The 15,738-nt window shown below is 68.9% G+C and carries 18 protein-coding genes; 9 read left to right on the top strand and 9 right to left on the bottom strand.

Features of this window, described 5'->3' with window-relative positions:
- Positions 1 to 55 precede the first annotated feature (55 nt).
- Positions 56 to 1,087 (bottom strand): o-succinylbenzoate synthase, encoded by a 1,032-nt coding sequence (locus RY94_RS00090; RefSeq protein WP_082045943.1) that lies wholly within the window; start codon positions 1,085 to 1,087, stop codon positions 56 to 58.
- Positions 1,088 to 1,185: 98 nt separating this feature from the next.
- Between RY94_RS00090 and RY94_RS00085 the strand changes: the two genes are divergently transcribed.
- Entirely contained in the window at positions 1,186 to 2,100 is a 915-nt protein-coding gene (locus RY94_RS00085; RefSeq protein WP_043441159.1) for a phosphatase PAP2 family protein, read from the top strand.
- A gap of 112 nt (positions 2,101 to 2,212) precedes the next feature.
- Here RY94_RS00085 and RY94_RS00080 read toward each other — a convergent pair whose 3' ends face one another.
- A complete protein-coding gene (locus RY94_RS00080) occupies positions 2,213 to 3,442 on the bottom strand; it encodes an MFS transporter (protein ID WP_043440359.1) in 1,230 nt (409 codons plus the stop codon).
- A 318-nt stretch (positions 3,443 to 3,760) separates the two neighbouring features.
- Between RY94_RS00080 and RY94_RS00075 the strand changes: the two genes are divergently transcribed.
- Positions 3,761 to 5,401, top strand: coding sequence for an HNH endonuclease signature motif containing protein (locus tag RY94_RS00075; protein WP_052273754.1), 1,641 nt, complete (start codon positions 3,761 to 3,763; stop codon positions 5,399 to 5,401).
- Positions 5,402 to 5,783: 382 nt separating this feature from the next.
- Here RY94_RS00075 and crcB read toward each other — a convergent pair whose 3' ends face one another.
- The 7 genes from crcB to RY94_RS00040 form a co-directional block, all read right to left on the bottom strand.
- Entirely contained in the window at positions 5,784 to 6,179 is a 396-nt protein-coding gene (crcB, locus tag RY94_RS00070) for a fluoride efflux transporter CrcB (RefSeq protein ID WP_043440357.1), read from the bottom strand.
- The gene (locus RY94_RS00065; RefSeq protein WP_052273753.1) at positions 6,176 to 6,607 is read right to left on the bottom strand and encodes a fluoride efflux transporter FluC; all 432 of its coding nucleotides are present in this window, start codon (positions 6,605 to 6,607) and stop codon (positions 6,176 to 6,178) included. The genes crcB and RY94_RS00065 overlap by 4 nt, the downstream gene beginning before the upstream one ends.
- A 25-nt stretch (positions 6,608 to 6,632) precedes the next feature.
- A complete protein-coding gene (locus RY94_RS00060) occupies positions 6,633 to 7,379 on the bottom strand; it encodes a dienelactone hydrolase family protein (RefSeq protein ID WP_043440355.1) in 747 nt (248 codons plus the stop codon).
- A 91-nt stretch (positions 7,380 to 7,470) separates the two neighbouring features.
- Positions 7,471 to 7,782 carry a putative quinol monooxygenase gene (locus tag RY94_RS00055; protein ID WP_043440352.1) on the bottom strand — a complete coding sequence of 104 codons (312 nt, stop codon included), beginning with the start codon at positions 7,780 to 7,782 and terminating at the stop codon, positions 7,471 to 7,473.
- Complete coding sequence (locus RY94_RS00050) at positions 7,779 to 8,585, bottom strand: ATP-binding cassette domain-containing protein (protein ID WP_043440349.1); 807 nt, start codon at positions 8,583 to 8,585, stop codon at positions 7,779 to 7,781. Before RY94_RS00050 ends, RY94_RS00055 begins: the two co-directional genes overlap by 4 nt.
- Complete coding sequence (locus tag RY94_RS00045; RefSeq protein WP_043440346.1) at positions 8,582 to 9,625, bottom strand: ABC transporter permease; 1,044 nt, start codon at positions 9,623 to 9,625, stop codon at positions 8,582 to 8,584. Before RY94_RS00045 ends, RY94_RS00050 begins: the two co-directional genes overlap by 4 nt.
- Positions 9,626 to 9,705: 80 nt before the next feature.
- Positions 9,706 to 10,818 carry a substrate-binding domain-containing protein gene (locus tag RY94_RS00040; RefSeq protein WP_043440344.1) on the bottom strand — a complete coding sequence of 371 codons (1,113 nt, stop codon included), beginning with the start codon at positions 10,816 to 10,818 and terminating at the stop codon, positions 9,706 to 9,708.
- Between the two features lie 128 nt (positions 10,819 to 10,946).
- Between RY94_RS00040 and RY94_RS00035 the strand changes: the two genes are divergently transcribed.
- The 7 genes from RY94_RS00035 to RY94_RS18595 all read left to right on the top strand — a co-directional run.
- Positions 10,947 to 11,993 (top strand): LacI family DNA-binding transcriptional regulator, encoded by a 1,047-nt coding sequence (locus RY94_RS00035; RefSeq protein WP_331374237.1) that lies wholly within the window; start codon positions 10,947 to 10,949, stop codon positions 11,991 to 11,993.
- Between the two features lie 713 nt (positions 11,994 to 12,706).
- Positions 12,707 to 13,327: a rhodanese-like domain-containing protein gene (locus RY94_RS00030; protein WP_043440340.1), complete on the top strand. Its 621-nt coding sequence runs from the start codon at positions 12,707 to 12,709 to the stop codon at positions 13,325 to 13,327.
- Entirely contained in the window at positions 13,327 to 14,220 is an 894-nt protein-coding gene (locus RY94_RS00025; protein ID WP_043440337.1) for a sulfite exporter TauE/SafE family protein, read from the top strand. The genes RY94_RS00030 and RY94_RS00025 overlap by 1 nt, the downstream gene beginning before the upstream one ends.
- A 23-nt stretch (positions 14,221 to 14,243) precedes the next feature.
- Positions 14,244 to 14,585, top strand: coding sequence for a rhodanese-like domain-containing protein (locus RY94_RS00020; RefSeq protein WP_043440335.1), 342 nt, complete (start codon positions 14,244 to 14,246; stop codon positions 14,583 to 14,585).
- Positions 14,586 to 14,611: 26 nt separating this feature from the next.
- Positions 14,612 to 14,908 (top strand): rhodanese-like domain-containing protein, encoded by a 297-nt coding sequence (locus tag RY94_RS00015; RefSeq protein WP_043440334.1) that lies wholly within the window; start codon positions 14,612 to 14,614, stop codon positions 14,906 to 14,908.
- A 54-nt stretch (positions 14,909 to 14,962) separates the two neighbouring features.
- On the top strand, positions 14,963 to 15,325 hold the full coding sequence (gene trxA / locus RY94_RS00010; RefSeq protein ID WP_043440331.1) for a thioredoxin: 363 nt from the start codon (positions 14,963 to 14,965) through the stop codon (positions 15,323 to 15,325).
- A partial coding sequence (locus RY94_RS18595) for a rhodanese-like domain-containing protein (RefSeq protein ID WP_331374228.1) occupies positions 15,303 to 15,738 on the top strand: 436 nt, incomplete at its 3' end. The genes trxA and RY94_RS18595, both read left to right, overlap by 23 nt.

The raw sequence follows: 15,738 nt of genomic DNA, 5'->3' as shown, positions 1-15,738 counted from the left end.
TGAACATCCGCGGTGCCCGTCGGTGAACCCCCGGTGAACGGGACCGGAACACGCATCAGCGGGGCTCCGCCGCCGCGAGCACCCCGTAGCACCGCGCCAGGCGGTCCAGCCACCAGCTCCGCCGCTCGTCGCCGGCCGCGTAGCGTTCCAGCCGCTCCTGGGAGACCTCGACGTCCCGCACCGGGAGGTACCCGTGCTCGGGGACGAGGGAGTCCTCGACGACGTCACCGTCCATGAGCGAGACCGTCGCGAGGCCGCACGCGTACGGCAGTGAGGGGAGCGCGGCGGCCAGGGCCACGCCGGCGCGGATGCCCACGGAGGTGTCGAGGGCGGAGCTGACGACGGCCGGCAGCCCGGCGCGGCCGATGATGTCGAGGGCCCTCCGCACGCCGCCGAGCGGCGGAGCCTTGATGACGAGGACGTCGGCCGCATCCTCCCGTGCCACCCGCAGCGGGTCCTCCTGGCGCCGCACGCTCTCGTCCGCCGCGACGAGGACCGCCTCCCCCCGGCGGCGCAGTTCGAGCCGGACCGCGCGGAGCCCGGGGATGTCCGCCACCGGCTGCTCCACGTACTGCAGACCGAACCGGCCGAGGGCGTCGAGGGCGTCGAGCGCCTCCTCCACCGTCCACCCGCCGTTGGCGTCGATCTTGATGCCGGCGTCGGGGAGGAGGCGGCGCACCTCGGCGACCCGCGCGACGTCGTCCGCGAGCGACTGCCCCCGCTCGGCCACCTTCACCTTGACCGCGCTCACGGTCCCGAACCGGGCCAGCACCCCCTCGACGTGGGCCGCACCGACGGCCGGCACCGTCGCGTTCACCGGGACGACGGACCGCACCGGGTCCGGGAATCCGTACCACGCCGCTTCGAGGGCACCCGCGAGCCATGGAGCGGATTCGGCGTCGTCGTACTCCAGGAACGGGCAGAACTCACCCCACCCGGCCGGCCCACGGACCAGCAGGGCCTCCCGGACGAGGACACCGCGGAACTTCACGCGCATGGGCACCGAGACGATCCGCGCGGAGGCCGCCACCTCGTCGAGGGTCGGCAGGGAGAGGGCGTCCGACGGGGGCGGGTCCGAGGTGTGCACGCCCTCAGGGTACGGGAGCCGGCGGCCCCCGCGTCGGCCCCCGCGGAGGTCACGGGGCGGTGTCGGGGCCGGGCGGATCGTATGGAACGATGGACGGGATGACGTCCCAGCGAACCTCTTCCGGATCGGCGCGGGCAGCACGATCGCCGCTGTTGTTCGTGCTGGCCGCCGTCTTCTGCGCGTCGGCGCTCGGCTGGACCTACTGGGCCTTCGTCAGGACCACCAGGGGCCAGTTCGCGGACGAGTCCGCCTGGCGCGAGGCCGACGTCGCCGCGCCCGACACCCAGCTCCCCTTCCTGCGGTTCCTCGACACCCTGCCGCTCGTCTCGGTGGTCGTCGCTGCCGCCGCCATCCTGTTCGTCGCCGTGGTGCGCCGGCGGATCGCGGCCGCGGTGACCGCCGTCGGCGTCATCCTCGCCGCGAACCTGACCACGCAGCTGCTCAAGAACATCGTGTTCGACCGCCCGGACCGGGGCGTGGCGACGCTGGCCTTCAATTCATTACCCTCAGGGCATACAACGCTCGCGGCGTCGGCGGCGGCCGCCGTCTTCATCATCGTGACCCCGCGCTGGCGCCCGTTCGCAGCGGCTGCCGGCGGCGCCTACTCGGTCCTCGCCGGCGCGGCCACGTTCATCAACCTCTGGCACCGCCCGGCGGACGTCGTCGCCGCGCTCCTCGCCGTCGGGACGTGGACGCTCATCGGCGGCCTGATCATCATGCGGACCGGCGACCACTGGAACAACTGGCACGGCTACGGAGCGCACTGGGCGTCATCACGCGGCTGGCTGGTGGTGTGCTGGGTGCTGGGGATCGGCGGGCTTGCGCTGTCCATGGTGCTCTATCTCTCCGTCCTGGCCATCGGGCCTGCCCCGGAGCCCGGCACCGCCAACATCCCGCTGTTCTTCTGGTGGGGGCTCACCTGGATCATCGGAGCCGGCTTCGCCCTTGCGGCCGCCGCGGGGTGGCTCTTCTCCGCCCAGGCCCGCGTGACCAGCCCGCCGCGCGCCCGGTAGCGTCCGGGACCACCGCGTCGATCCCACTCCACGGCGTCACCCGGTGGGCATGGTCGAACATGCCCACCCCACGGGTCGCCCGGTGGGAGGAACCGCCCGGTGGACCCGCGCGTCAGCGCCGGGAACGTGCCGGCTCGGCCGCCCCGGGCGCCGCCCGCGGGATCCAGTACCAGAGGACCCCGGCCCCGAGGAAGCCGAGGACCGCCGTCGCCCAGATCCCGGCCGACAGGGTGGCGAGTGCGGTCACCAGGGCGAGCAGTCCGGGGCCGGCCATGGTCCCCACATCCGTGAACAGGCGCCAGATGCCGAGGAACTGCGGACGGCCGGGCGACGGCGAGAAGTCCGCTCCGAGCGTCATGACGATGCCCGAGCCGATGCCGTTGCCGAACCCGATGAGCAGGGCCACCAGGAGCAGGCCCGTGGCATCCCCGGTGAGGGGCAGCAGCGTGAGCGCCACACCCATGATGAGCATGCACGGGACCGCGATCCAGCGGCGGCCCCGGACGTCCATGACCTTGCCGGACGGATAGAAGATCAGCATGTCGATCGCGCCCGACAGACCGTAGATCAGGGCTGTGGCGGACGCGTCCAGACCGATGTTCTCGGCCCACAGCGGCAGGCCCGCCTGCCGCGTGGCGCGTACCGCCGCGATCAGCAGGACCCCGATCCCGACGGTGAGGAAGATCCGGGCGTGACTGCGTATCAGGGAGCGCACCGTCGGCGGGACGAGTGCGGCCTCGATCGGCGTCCGGGCCGTCATCGCGACCCGCCCCGGGGCGTCGAGCTCGGGCACACGCCAGCTCAGGGCCGCCGCGGCGAGGCTCGCCACCCCACCCACCCAGTAGGCGCCGTCGAGCCCGACGGCGCTCATGGCGAGGGCCGCCGCGAACGGACCGACGAAGACCCCGATGCGTGTGACGCCCCCGAGCGTGGACAGCGCCCGGGCGCGGAAGTGCACGGGCACGGCCTCGGTGAGGTAGCTCTGCCGGGCGAGTCCGAACACGGCACCCGCCATCCCCACCATGAAGACGGCGGCGGCGAAGACGGGCAGGGTGGGGGCCGCAAGCGCGAGGAACATGGCCGCCGCGCACCAGAGCGCTGCTCCCACGAGCGCCTTCCGTTCGCCGAATCGCGTGGCGATCAGCGTCGCCGGGACGTTGGTGACGAGGGAGCCGATGCCCGAGAGCGTGATGACCAGGGCCGCTGTCGCCACGTCCGCGCCGAGGTCGCGCGCGGTCAGCGCGATGACCGGCAGGATGGCACCGGTGGCGACCCCGTACAGCAGCGACGGGCCGTAGGCGCCGACGGCGATCGCGCGGAGGTCGAAGGTTTCCTGGGGCACCCGTCCAGCGTAGTGGGCAGGGCGGCCGCCCGTCGTTCCGGTCAGACAGCATCGGCAGGGGCACTGCGTACCATCCATCCGGCGTTGTACCGGCGCGACTGCCCTACGCGGTGCGCAGCCCCGACCAGGTGCTCCACCGGGGGAGCTCGCCGTGCTCGGCGGGGGGATCCGCAGGCGACGATCGACGGGCCGCGTCGCACAGCCACTCATCTCCCTGTGCGCACCATGCGGAGCCGGGTGGAATTCGGGGCTGCACTACCCCTCCACAATGGCCCTCCCGCCTCGATTATTAGAATACGTGTTCGATAATATCGAGTCATGACCGTCACACCGATGAAGCACTTCTCCCGGCCGGCTTCCTCCCTGGAGGAGGCCCGTAGCGTCCTCAGCGACTGCGCACTCGGGCTCGCCCAGTACCACCATCTCCTGTCACGGCAGGACGCCCTCCAGTTCGTCATCGACGTGGGGCAGGTGTCGAAAGTCGTCGATCACCTGCAGATCCTCGCTGCCCGAGTGGCCGATCACCATGGCCTTGCCTCGGAACAGGGCGGCAGCCCGGGCGCATCCCCTCCCGCAGAAGCGGCATCAGTCGCGGAAGATCCTGGGGCCACGTCGTCCAGCTCGTCCGTTTCGTCCGTTTCGTCCACCGATACCGGTCATGGCTTCAGGGACTGCGCGGATTTCCTTCGGGAGACGCTGGGCATCAGCCGTAGCGAGGCACGACGCCGTCTGCATCTGGCTGCGGTCGTGCTGCCGAGCGTGTCACTCACCGGGAACCCGCTTCCTCCCCCACTGGAGGCGCTGGGCGACGCCGTGGGCTCCCTCATCATCAGCGGGCGTGCGGCTACCATCGTGGCGCAGGCGATCGAGCGGGTGCAGTCCTTCGCGACGCCGGATCAGCTCGCGTCGATGGAGCAGCACCTCACCCGGCAAGCGGTCGAGTCCGACGAGGACATCCTGCGCATCCTGGCACGCCGCTGGGAATCAGTACTCGACCAGGACGGACAGGAACCTACGGAGAAGGTGCTTCGGGCGCGTCAGGGCGTCTTCCTCAAGGGACGACGCCATGGATTGCACGTTCTGGAGATCGGCGCCACCGACGAGCAGTTCGAACAGCTCGCAACCGTCATGAACGCTGCCGCCAACCCGCGGGGATCCTCGGGGCATGCCGACCATCCTGTCGACGGCGCGGCACCGGATGTGCCAGACCGTGCAGCACCCACATCAGCACCCACGTCAGCAGCCACGTCAGCATTCGGAACAGCACCCACGTCGCAGGAGCCGTCGGTCGGTCACGGCGGTCCGACCCGGGCGCAGCAACTCCTCGACGGTCTGGTCTCGGCCTGCAGGATCGCCCTGTCGACCGGCGGCCTGCCCGCAACGGGTGGGCATCGTCCGCAGGTGATGGTAACGATCGACTACCAGGACCTGATGGGCGAGACCGAGCGGGCCGGCGACGCCATCTTCTCCGGACAGATCAGTGCACGGAACATCAGGAGGCTCGCCTGTGATGCGGACATCGTGCCGCTGGTCCTGGGCGGCGACGGGCAGGTGCTCGACCTCGGACGTGCGCAACGCCTTTTCCCTCCCCACCTCCGGCGGGCGCTCGTTGCCCGGGACAAGGGGTGTGCCTTCCCTGACTGCTTCATTCCGGCCAGCTGGTGCGAGGCACACCACCTGACACCGTGGTCGCAGGGTGGCGCGACCAGCATCAACAACGGGGTGTTGCTGTGCTCGCGTCACCACCACGTCATCCATGAGGACTCGTGGACTGTCGAATCCCGTGGTGGCATCCCGTGGTTCACTCCACCGGCTCATCGACGACGGACCGGCACCCCCCGACGGAATCTGTACTGGCAGGCAGGACGTGCAGTTCGCAGCGAACTCTCCGCTGCACCTGAGTGCAGCCCGTCCCACCAGCCGACTGCTCCCGACAGGATGGACACAGGGGCGGGGTGACGTGGGCGAACGCCGCAGCCATTGCGCCATCCTGGTGCCGACCCTCCCAGGTGCTACCTGCCGGCGGCACCGGCCCCTGCCCGGCGGTTCCGGCCCGGCGGCTTCGGCCCCGTGGTTTCGGCCCGGCGGTTCCGGCCCGGCGGTTTCGGCGCGGTGGTTTCAGTCCTGTGGTTCCAGCCCCGGCCGTCGGTTTCGGCCCCGCGGTTTCGGCCCCGCGGTTCCAACCCGGCGATTCCGCCAAGTGGTTCCGGCCCGGCGGTTCCGGCCCCGCGGTTCCGGCCCGGCGGCTTCAGCCCGGCGGTTTCGGCCCAGCCCGGCGGTTTCGGCCCAGCCCGGCGGTTTCGGCCTCGCGGTTCCGGCCCCGCCCGCCGGGCAGACGACGTCAGCTCCCGCCCAGCCCGGTCCCAAGGGACCCCACCCACAATCCCAGCCCGGCCGCCGCCAGCGCTGCCAGCGCCGTGCCCGCTCCCGAGAGCACCGCGGCGCCGACACGCTCCGCCTGGAGCAGGCGCACCGTCTCGCTGCTCGCCGTGCTGAAGGTGGTGTAGGCGCCGAGGAAGCCTACGCCGCAGATCAGCGTCCACTCGGACGGGAGGACCGAGGTCAGGCCCAGCGCGGTCACGAGGCCGAGCAGGAAGGATCCGGTGATATTGACCGTCATGGTGCCGATGGGGACCACTCCCCGGAGGGGACCCCGGATGACGCCGTCGAGCACGAAGCGTGCCACCGCGCCCAGCCCGCCCGCGGCACCGAGCGCGAGCGCCAGGGCGAGGCTCATGATGGTCCCCCCGAGAGCGTCGGCGATCGACGGTGGACCAGTCGTCCCGCGCCGATCCCGAGCGCCGTCGCCCCGAGTCCTACGACCACGGACAGCGCGAGGTAGCCCAGGCCCTCCGCAACCCGGCCGGTGTCCAGGAGGAGCGCGGAGTCGACGGCGAGCGCACTGTAGGTGGTGAAACCGCCGAGGAAGCCGGTGCCGACCAGGAGCCGCAGCGCCCGACGCCGGCCGGCATCGGGGCCCCGCCGCGCCAGGACCTCGAGGAGCAGGCCCAGGGCGAATGCCCCTGAGATGTTGATCAGGAAGATGCCGAACGGGAGACCCGACGGAGTCGGCAGGACCTCGGACAGCCCGAACCGCGCGAGGGTCCCACCCATGCCGCCGAGGAACACCAGTCCGAGGTATGCGGGTCGGAGGTGCGGTGGCATCTCACCCCGACGGGGGCGGCCCGGATCAGGCAACGTAGCGGGCGAGGAAGTCCAGGGTCCGGGCCCATGCGTCCCCGGCCGGTCCTGCGCGGTAGGCGAAGCGGTTGGAGTCGTTGAAGAACGCGTGGCCCGCCCCCGGATACCTGACGGCGGTGAAGTCGACGCCCGCCTCGGACATCGCGGTCTCGAGCGCCGGGAGGCCGGCGATCAGGCCCTCGTCCTCCTCCCCGTAGAAGGCGAGGACGGGTGCCGTGATGCGGGACAGCTCCTCGCGCGAGAAGTCGGCATGGCCGTAGAACGGCACGCAGGCGCGCAGACGCGGCTCGTGGACGGCGAGCGAGAAGCTGTAGGTCCCGCCGAAGCAGAAACCGGTGATGCCCACGCGTCCGGCCACCGCGGCGTCGTCGTGCAGGAAGGTGAAGCAGGCCCGGACGCGCTCCGTGGTGAGCGCCCCGAATGCGGGACTCCGGAGCGGTGCGAGAAGCGCACGGAGCTTCGGCTGAGCCTCGTTGCGCGCCGCCTCGTCCGGTCCGAAGAGGGCCTCGCCGATCCCGGCGGTGGCCTCCTCGGTGATGCCCTGATCGGCGAGGAGATCGGGCGCGACGACGACGTAGCCTTCGCGGGCGAACCGGTCCGCGACATCCCGGGTGTGGGAGACGAGCCCCCACACCTCGTGGATGAGGACGAGGCCGCCCCGCACCGGTCCGTCGGGTCGCGCGACGTAGGCCGAAAGCGGGCCGGCGGTGGTCGGGATGTCCTGGAGCGCGCTCATCCGCCTAGGTTTGCACGCTTGGTGATGCTGCGCCAACCGCCGGCCCGGTTGTCAGCGGTCGGGGTCCGGACCTCGCTGCCTCCTCGACCACCTATGCCAGAGGCGAGAGCCACGTCAGCCGAGAGCCGTCACCGACGATGAGTTCGGTGAGGACGTCGTTGAACTCTCGTCCGTAGTCGGCGGTGATGTGCGCCTGGAAGGCCTGATCGTCCCGATACACCTCGTACACGAAGAAGTCGTTCGGCGACTCCGTGCGGCGGTGGGGGTCGAAGACGATGTTCCCCGGTTCGGCGCGTACCCTGCCCGTGAGGTCGAGGAGGAGGGCCTGGACGTCGTCGGCCTTGCCGTCCTGTGCGGTGAACTCCGCGTAGAGCACGACGGCGCCCGATGCGTCAGCGGTCATGCTGCCTGTGCTCCCGTCATGATGGCGACCGCCTCGGTCATGGTGTGGCTCTGCGGAGTGATGGTCGTGGCGCATTTGCCGAGGCGCTGGATGTGGATCCGGTCTGCGACCTCGAAGACGTGGGGCATGTTGTGGCTGATGAGGATCACCGGGATGCCCTTGGCACGAAGGTTCTTCACCAGTTCGAGGACCTGCTTCGATTCACGCACGCCCAGCGCTGCTGTGGGCTCGTCGAGGACCACCACCTTCGATCCGAAGGCTGCGGCTCGGGCGACCGCGACGGCCTGTCGCTGGCCGCCGGACAGGTTCTCCACGGGCACGGTGACGTCCTGGAGGGTGCTGATTCCGAGCTCGTTGAGTTCAGCTCGCGCCTTCTCCCGCATGCCTTTGGTGTCGACGACCCGGAACACGGACCCGAGGATGCCCTTGCGGCGTTCTTCACGTCCGAGGAAGAGGTTGGCGGCGACATCGAGGGCCGGTGACACAGCGAGATTCTGGTAGACGGTCTCGATGCCGGCCTGACGCGCGTCCTGGGGACGCTTGAAGGAGACGCGTTGGCCTTCGAGCAGCAGTTCGCCCTGGTCCGGCACCTCGGCTCCTGTCAGGCACTTGATCAGGGTCGACTTGCCGGCCCCGTTGTCCCCGATGATCGCCAGCACCTCTCCCGGGTACAGCGCGAGGGACACTCCATCGAGTCCCACGACTTTGCCGAACGTCTTCACGAGATCGCGGGCCTCGAGGATGGGCCGGCGGCCGGGATCATCGGGCGGCGAGGGAAGGGTTGCGCTTGCTGCGTCGCTCATGTGCGTACCTTTCGGATCCACTGGTCCACGGAGACAGCGATGATGATGAGGACGCCCACGGCAAAGGTCTGCCAGAGAACGTCGAGGCCTGCGAGGGAGAGCCCGTTGCGGAACACTCCGACGATCAGGGCGCCGAGGAGGGTGCCCCAGACCGTGCCCCGCCCGCCGAAGAGGCTGGTTCCGCCGATGACGACAGCGGTGATGGAATCGAGGTTGAGGTCGGCACCGGCATTGGGCGATGCCGCATTGCTGCGGCCGATCTGGATCCAGGCGCCGACGGCGAGGATGGCGCCGGCAGCGAGGTAGACGCTGACGAGGACGCGATTGACACGGATACCGGCAAGGCGTGCGGCTTCCTTGTCGTCGCCGACGGCGTAGACGTGCCGGCCCCACGCGGTCTTCCCGAGGATGAGGGCGACGGCGATGTAGAGCATGAGCATGAGGACGACGCCGTTGGTGATGTTTACGCCCGCGATGCTGAAGGTCGTCCCGGTGGCGGTCAGCACGCCGGGCATCTCCGATCCTCGGACGGTGGCGCCGGACGAGTACAGCAGGGTCAGGGCGATGAAGATGTTCAGCGTGCCGAGGGTCACGATGAAGGGCGGCAGGCGGAACTTGGTGACGAGGAAGGCGTTGAACGCCCCCGCGGCGAGGCCGACCACCAACCCGAGCAGCAGTCCGACGAACCCCGGAACGCCGTTCTGCGAGGTGGTCTGGGCGATCACCATGGAACTCAGGACCATGACCGCTCCCACGGAGAGGTCGATGCCGGCGGTCAGGATGATGAGGGTCTGCGCGACCGCGAGGGTGCCGACCACCGCGACCTGCTGGGTGATCAGTGACAGGTTGGCCGGGGCGAGGAAGCGTTCGTTGAGCAGGCCGAACACGATGATGGCGATGACCAGCACGATGGCGGGGCTGAGGGCAGGATAGCGATGCAGGGTGTTGCGCACTCGTGTGAGCGGTGTGGTGCGGTCGAGGAACTCGCTGGCGAGGTCGTGACTGCCCGACGCGGGTGCAGTTCTTACTGGCTGGTTCATGGAGGAACTCCGTTGGTCGTGACTGACAGTCGGTCCGCGGGAGGATACTGACCCGCGGACCGACCGTGTCGAGAGGTGTTCTATCCCCAGCAGATGTCGCTGGCAGCAGCGGCGTCGATGGACTCGAGGCCGTCCTGGGACTCGTTGGTGACCAGGGCCACGCCGGTGTCGAAGAAGTCCTTGCCGTCCGTCGGCTCGGGCGCCTCACCGGTTTCGACCAGCTGGGCGATCGCCTGCACACCGAGTTCGGCCATCTTGACGGGGTACTGCTGACTGGTGGCGTCGATGATGCCCTCGTCGACCTGCCCCACGCCCGCACAGCCACCATCGACCGAGACGACGATGACGTCTTCCTTGCCCGCGGCCTTGAAGGCCTCGTATGCGCCGTATGCGGCCGGTTCGTTGATGGTGTAGACGACGTTGATGTCGGGGTTGGCGCTCAGCAGGGTCTCTGCCGCGGTGCGGCCGCCGTCCTCGGCGCCCTGGGAGGCCTCATTGCCGACGATCTCGTACTCGCCTCCACTGTAGGAACCGGTCTTCTCCTCGTCCCCGTTCTTCTCGGCGTCCGCGGTGTCGATGCCCATTCCGTCGAGGAAGCCCTGGTCGCGGTTGTAATCGACGGAGACGATCTTGTCATCGAAGAGATCGATCAGGGCGATCGTGGCCTTCTCGCCGTCCAGCTTGGCGGCGGCCCACTTCCCGATCTCCTGGCCCGCGACGAAGTTGTCGGTGGCGAACGTGATGTCTGCGGCGTCCGGATTCGTCGGCGGGGTGTCGAGGGCGATGACGAACAGACCCGCATCGCGTGCACGAAGGAGCGCGTCCTCGACAGCGGGACCGTTGGGCGTGATGAGGATGCCTGCGTCCCCCTTGGAGATGGCGTTCTCGATCGCCTGGATCTGGGTGTCCTCGTCACCGTCCTCCTCACCGGCAGCGAGCGTCAGCTCCACCCCTTCGGCGTCGGCTGCAGCCTCTGCGCCTTCCTGCATGGCGACGAAGAAGGGATTGGTCGTGGTCTTGACGATGAGCGAGACGCCGATCGGCCCCTCTGCCGAACCGGACGCAGCGGCATCGCCGGAGGTGGAGGACGAGTCTCCTCCTCCGCAGGCCGTGAGGGCCAGGAGCGAGAGGGTCACGATCGAACCCGCTGTCGTCACACGCCGACGGAACGAGTGGGATGGCTGTGATGTCATTCGATTCATCCTTGAATCTCCTTAGGTGGCGGGAGCTGCTCCCTGACAACGATGTCACGTCAGATATAGACTATGATCTGGCTCACAGTCAACCATTCAGAAATGATGGAGCATCAAACGTGACATCGATGTCAGGACAAGGCGCCCAGCACCCTCCGCGGTCACGGCCTACGATGCGCCATGTCGCTGCATTGGCCGGCGTGGGAATCAAGACTGTGTCACGTGTCATCAACCAGGAACCCAACGTCTCGGCGGCGACGATCGCCAAAGTGATGGATGCTGCACGATCGCTGAACTATCACCCCGACGAACAGGCAGGGAATCTGCGACGCGCAGACGGACGCACCCGGACACTGGGCCTGCTCGTCAGCAGCGTGGACAACCCCTTCGCCGGAGCCATGCACCGCGCGATCGAGGACCTGGCCCTGGAGCGCGGCATCGCCGTCTTCGCCTCCAGCCTCGATGACGACGCGGAGCGGGAACAGGCGTCCGTGACCGCCTTCCTGCGGAGGCGCGTCGATGGCCTGATCCTCACCACGATCTCCCGTGACCAGTCGTATCTGGCGTCAGAGATGCAGCACGGCACCCCGATCGTCTTCGTCGACCGCGAACCGGCGGGCATCACCGGCGACTGCGTCGTGAGCGACAACCGCGAGGGAGCCATGACGGCAACCAACCATCTTCTCGAGCACGGTCATCGACGGATCGCCTATCTGGGAGATCGCAGTGATATCTACACGGCGACCCAGCGGCGCCTCGGATTCTTCGATGCCCTCGGTCGAGCAGGTGTTCCCACCGGGGACATCCCCGTCATCGAGGATCTTCACGACGAACGCTCGGCCGCGCAGGCGATGCTCACGCTGCTCGACTCCCCCACGCCACCCACGGCAGTCTTCACCAGTCAGAACCTGGTCACGATCGGCGCGATCAGGGGGATGCGTGCCCGCGGGGCACACCGGACAACGGCACTCGTCGGGTTCGACGACTTCCAGCTCGCCGACCTCCTCGATCCAGGGGTCACCGTCGTAGCCCAGAACCCCGAGGACATCGGCCATACCGCAGCACGACGGCTCATCGGACGGCTCGACGGCGAAGAGGCGGCACCTCGCACGTGCATCGTCCCCACCACGCTCATCATCCGGGGCAGTGGAGAGATTCCTCCGGCTCGGCGCTGAGCCCGACCCCGCCAGGGAGACCCGCACTTCGCACCGGCCTCCGCATCGGGTCGCGTCCGCTGTCCTCCGCACCCGGGGCGCACGGCAGCATTCTTCGCCGACTGCATCCGACGACATCCGACGACATCCGACGACGAAGTGGACCGTCGTCGTTCGGAAACGGACGAAGTAGCCGCTGACAGGAGTCGACCGCAGCACCGCGTGTGGCGGTCGGCAACACCACAGAGGTGGACGGCCGGCAGTCCTGCACCTGCTCAGGTGCAGGACTGCCGGCCTATCCGCTCGTCCGTGATGACGGTCCGGAAGATCTCGCGGGGACCAGGCCCGTGGACGAGAGATGGGGTGTGGCGTGTGGACTCCCTGACCTTTCCTGGCATTCTCGGATGCGGTGCCGGTCAGGCGAGCGACAGGAACAGCTTCTCCCGGTCCTTCGAGTCCATGCCCGCGTCCTGCTGGACGGATGCACTGCCCCAGACCCGTGGCGATGATGGCTGACGCTGCCCGGTCGAGCATGCGGGTCATGGCGGCGAGCCCCGGCTCCGGGGTTGCTTCAGCCGGTTGATGACGGGCGTGAGTTCTGAGGGATTGAGTTCCACGGCTTCTCCATGGGTCGAGGGACTCGAAGTTATACCCCTGGGGGTATTTTGACTACCCCCGGGGGTATCTGCAATACTCGGGGGGGTATTCATCTTTCCCCTACCGAGAGGCCAGCAATGACTTCCCCTTCCACGGCTCCGGCCGTCACCGCCCTTGCTCCCGAGACCCTGCGCACCTGGATCACCGAGCACGAGGACCTCATCGTGATCGACGTCCGATCGGCCGCCGAGTACGAATCCATGCACATCAAGGGCTCCTACAACGTGCCCCTGCCGCTGCTGTCCGAGCACACCGATGAGCTCGCCGCACGCCTGGGCTCCCGCGTGGTCCTGGTCTGCCAGTCCGGAGTTCGCGCCGAGCAGGCACGCCAACGCCTCGGCACGTCCGGCATGGACGGCACCTACGTCCTGACCGGTGGGGCGCCCGGCTTCGCGGCTGCCGGCGGCGACGTCGTCAAGGGCGCAGATCGCTGGGATCTGGAGCGTCAGGTCCGGCTCGCCGCAGGCTCCCTGGTTGTCCTGGGCCTGGCGGGCGGGAAGTTCATCTCGCCCAAGATCCGCATGCTCGCCGGCGCCATCGGGACGGGCTTGACGTTTTCCGCGGCGACCAACACCTGCGCCATGGGCCAGGCGCTTTCGGCAATGCCGTGGAACAGGGCCGCAACGGATCCCACCCGCGAAAGCGCCATCCTGACCCTGCCCGTCGCCACCACGAAGAGCTCGGAAGCCGCCGCGTAATGACCGCCACCCTGATCCTGGTCCTGGCCCTGTCGGTCCTCATCGGACTGTCGCTCGGCGTCCTCGGCGGCGGCGGGTCGATCCTGACCGTCCCGATCCTGGTCTACGTGGCCGGCTTCGAAGCCAAGGAAGCCATAGCCGCCTCGCTCTTCGTCGTCGGAGTCACCTCTGCCGTGAGCGTGATCAGCCACGCCCGCGGAGGCAGGGTGATGTGGCGGACCGGGTTGATCTTCGGTGCGGCCGGCATGGCCGGCGCATTCGTGGGCGGCCTGCTCGGCGGCCAGATCCCGGGTCAGATCCTGCTGATCGCCTTCGCCATCATGATGGTGGCGACCTCCGTGGCCATGCTTCGTGGACGGAAGAAGAACGGCGACGCGCCGCCGGTCAAGCACGAGCTCCCCCTTGGAAGAGTGCTGCTGGACGGCGCCGTCGTCGGTCTCGTCACCGGCCTCGTCGGCGCGGGCGGAGGATTCCTTGTGGTCCCGGCCCTGGCGCTCCTGGGCGGCTTGCCGATGTCCGTCGCCGTGGGCACCTCGCTGGTGGTCATCGCCATGAAGTCCTTCGCGGGGCTCGCGGGCTACCTCACCACGGTTCAGCTGGACTGGGGCATCACCCTCGGCGTGACCGCCGCTGCCATCGTCGGCACCCTTGCCGGATCCAAGCTGGCCGGCCGCATTCCCGAAGCCGCCCTGCGCAAGGCCTTCGGCTGGTTTGTCCTCATGATGGGAACCTTCGTCCTCATCCAGCAGGCCCCAGCCGACCTCCGGTGGTTCATCGCCGCCGGGATCGCAGCCCTCGCCGCAGGTACCGCTGGCATCTGCTGGTTCTTCATCAGCTCATGCCCGCTGCGCAAACGCAGCGGCCGGCCTGACACCGTTCCCTCAACCGCCTGAAACCCCCTTGACAGGAGAACACCATGGGACTCATCGATTTCCTGAAGAAAGCCTTCACCAAGCCCTACGCGACGATCTCGGTCGCCGAGGCCAAGGAACTCCTGGACTCCGGCGCCACCCTCGTCGATGTCCGGTCCACCCAGGAATGGCGCTCCGGTCGGGCACCGAAGGCCAGGCACATCCCCCTGGACCGACTCCAGGCAGGCACCGCCGGAATCCCGCAGGGCCGGCCGGTGATCGCGATGTGCCAGTCCGGGGTCCGCTCCGCATCGGCAGCACAGCTGCTGGCAGCCAAGGGCTACGAATCCTATTCCCTCCGCGGCGGGATGACGGCCTGGCGGCACGCCGGCGAAACCGTCCGCTGACACCACCACACCGGAAGGAGAATCCAATGGCTGACATCACCATCACCGAAACCGAGCAACGGCGCCCCACGGCCCGCATCCTCGACGTCCGCGAGGACTTCGAGATCGTCGAAGGCATGATCCCCGGCGCCCTGCACATCCCCCTGGGCCAGCTGCAGGCGCGACTGTCCGAACTCGATCCCTCGGTCCCGATCATCGCCGTCTGCCGCAGCGGGAACCGCTCCGCCCGCGTCGCGGACGCCCTCAACGGCGCCGGCTTCACCGCCGACACCATGACAGGCGGCATGACCGCCTGGACCCGCGCAGGCCTCCCAACCACCTGAGCAGCCACAACCGCACAGCCCCCGCCCCAAGAACCCGGAAGGACACGAAAAACCATGGCAACCATCGACGTCACGGAACAAAGCTTCGCTGAGACCCTGGAGACGAACGACATCGTCTTCGTCGACTTCTGGGCAGCATGGTGCGGACCCTGCCGCATGTTCGCCCCCACCTACGGGGCCGCCGCGGAAAGGCACCCGGACATCGTCTTCGCCAAGGTGGACACCGAAACGGAGCAGTCCCTCGCCGCAGCAGCGAGCATCACCTCCATCCCCACCCTGATGGCCTTCAAGAACAAGACGCTGGTCTTCTCCCAGCCGGGGGCCTTGAACGCCACGGGGCTGGAGGAAGTCATCCAGGGCGTGAAGAACCTGGACCTGGACACACTCCGTGCGGATGCAACCACGCCACAGGCCTGACGCGGGCGCTCCCGCCCGCACCAGTGCGTACCATTACAGCCGACGGCCTCGCCGGCCTCTGGTCCGACGCCGCACTGGTGGATGCGCGGAGCAGGGAAGAGCATCCCACGGCCCTCATCCCCGGCAGCCTGAACATCCCGCTGGATCAACTGCCCTCGCGCCTCGCGGACCCACCGACACCACGCTGTACCTGGTGTGCGGCTCCGGTAAGCGCAGCAGCCAGGCTGCGCGGATGCTCGACGGACACGGGTACACCACCGTGAATGTCGCCGGCGGGATCACCGAGTGGTACCGCCGTGGCCACCCCGCCACCTACGCCCCCGCCGCAGGATCCACCCAGAACGTGGCGGAGGTATGCGTCTGCCTCCCCATGGACCGGGTGTGTGCTCGGACCCGTCCCGTCCCGGGCCCGG

Source organism: Arthrobacter sp. L77, from assembly GCF_000816565.1.
Taxonomy (GTDB): Bacteria; Actinomycetota; Actinomycetes; order Actinomycetales; family Micrococcaceae; genus Arthrobacter_D; species Arthrobacter_D antioxidans.
The sequence above is the reverse complement of the archived record's forward strand: the minus strand, read 5'-3'. Positions and strand labels throughout refer to the sequence as shown.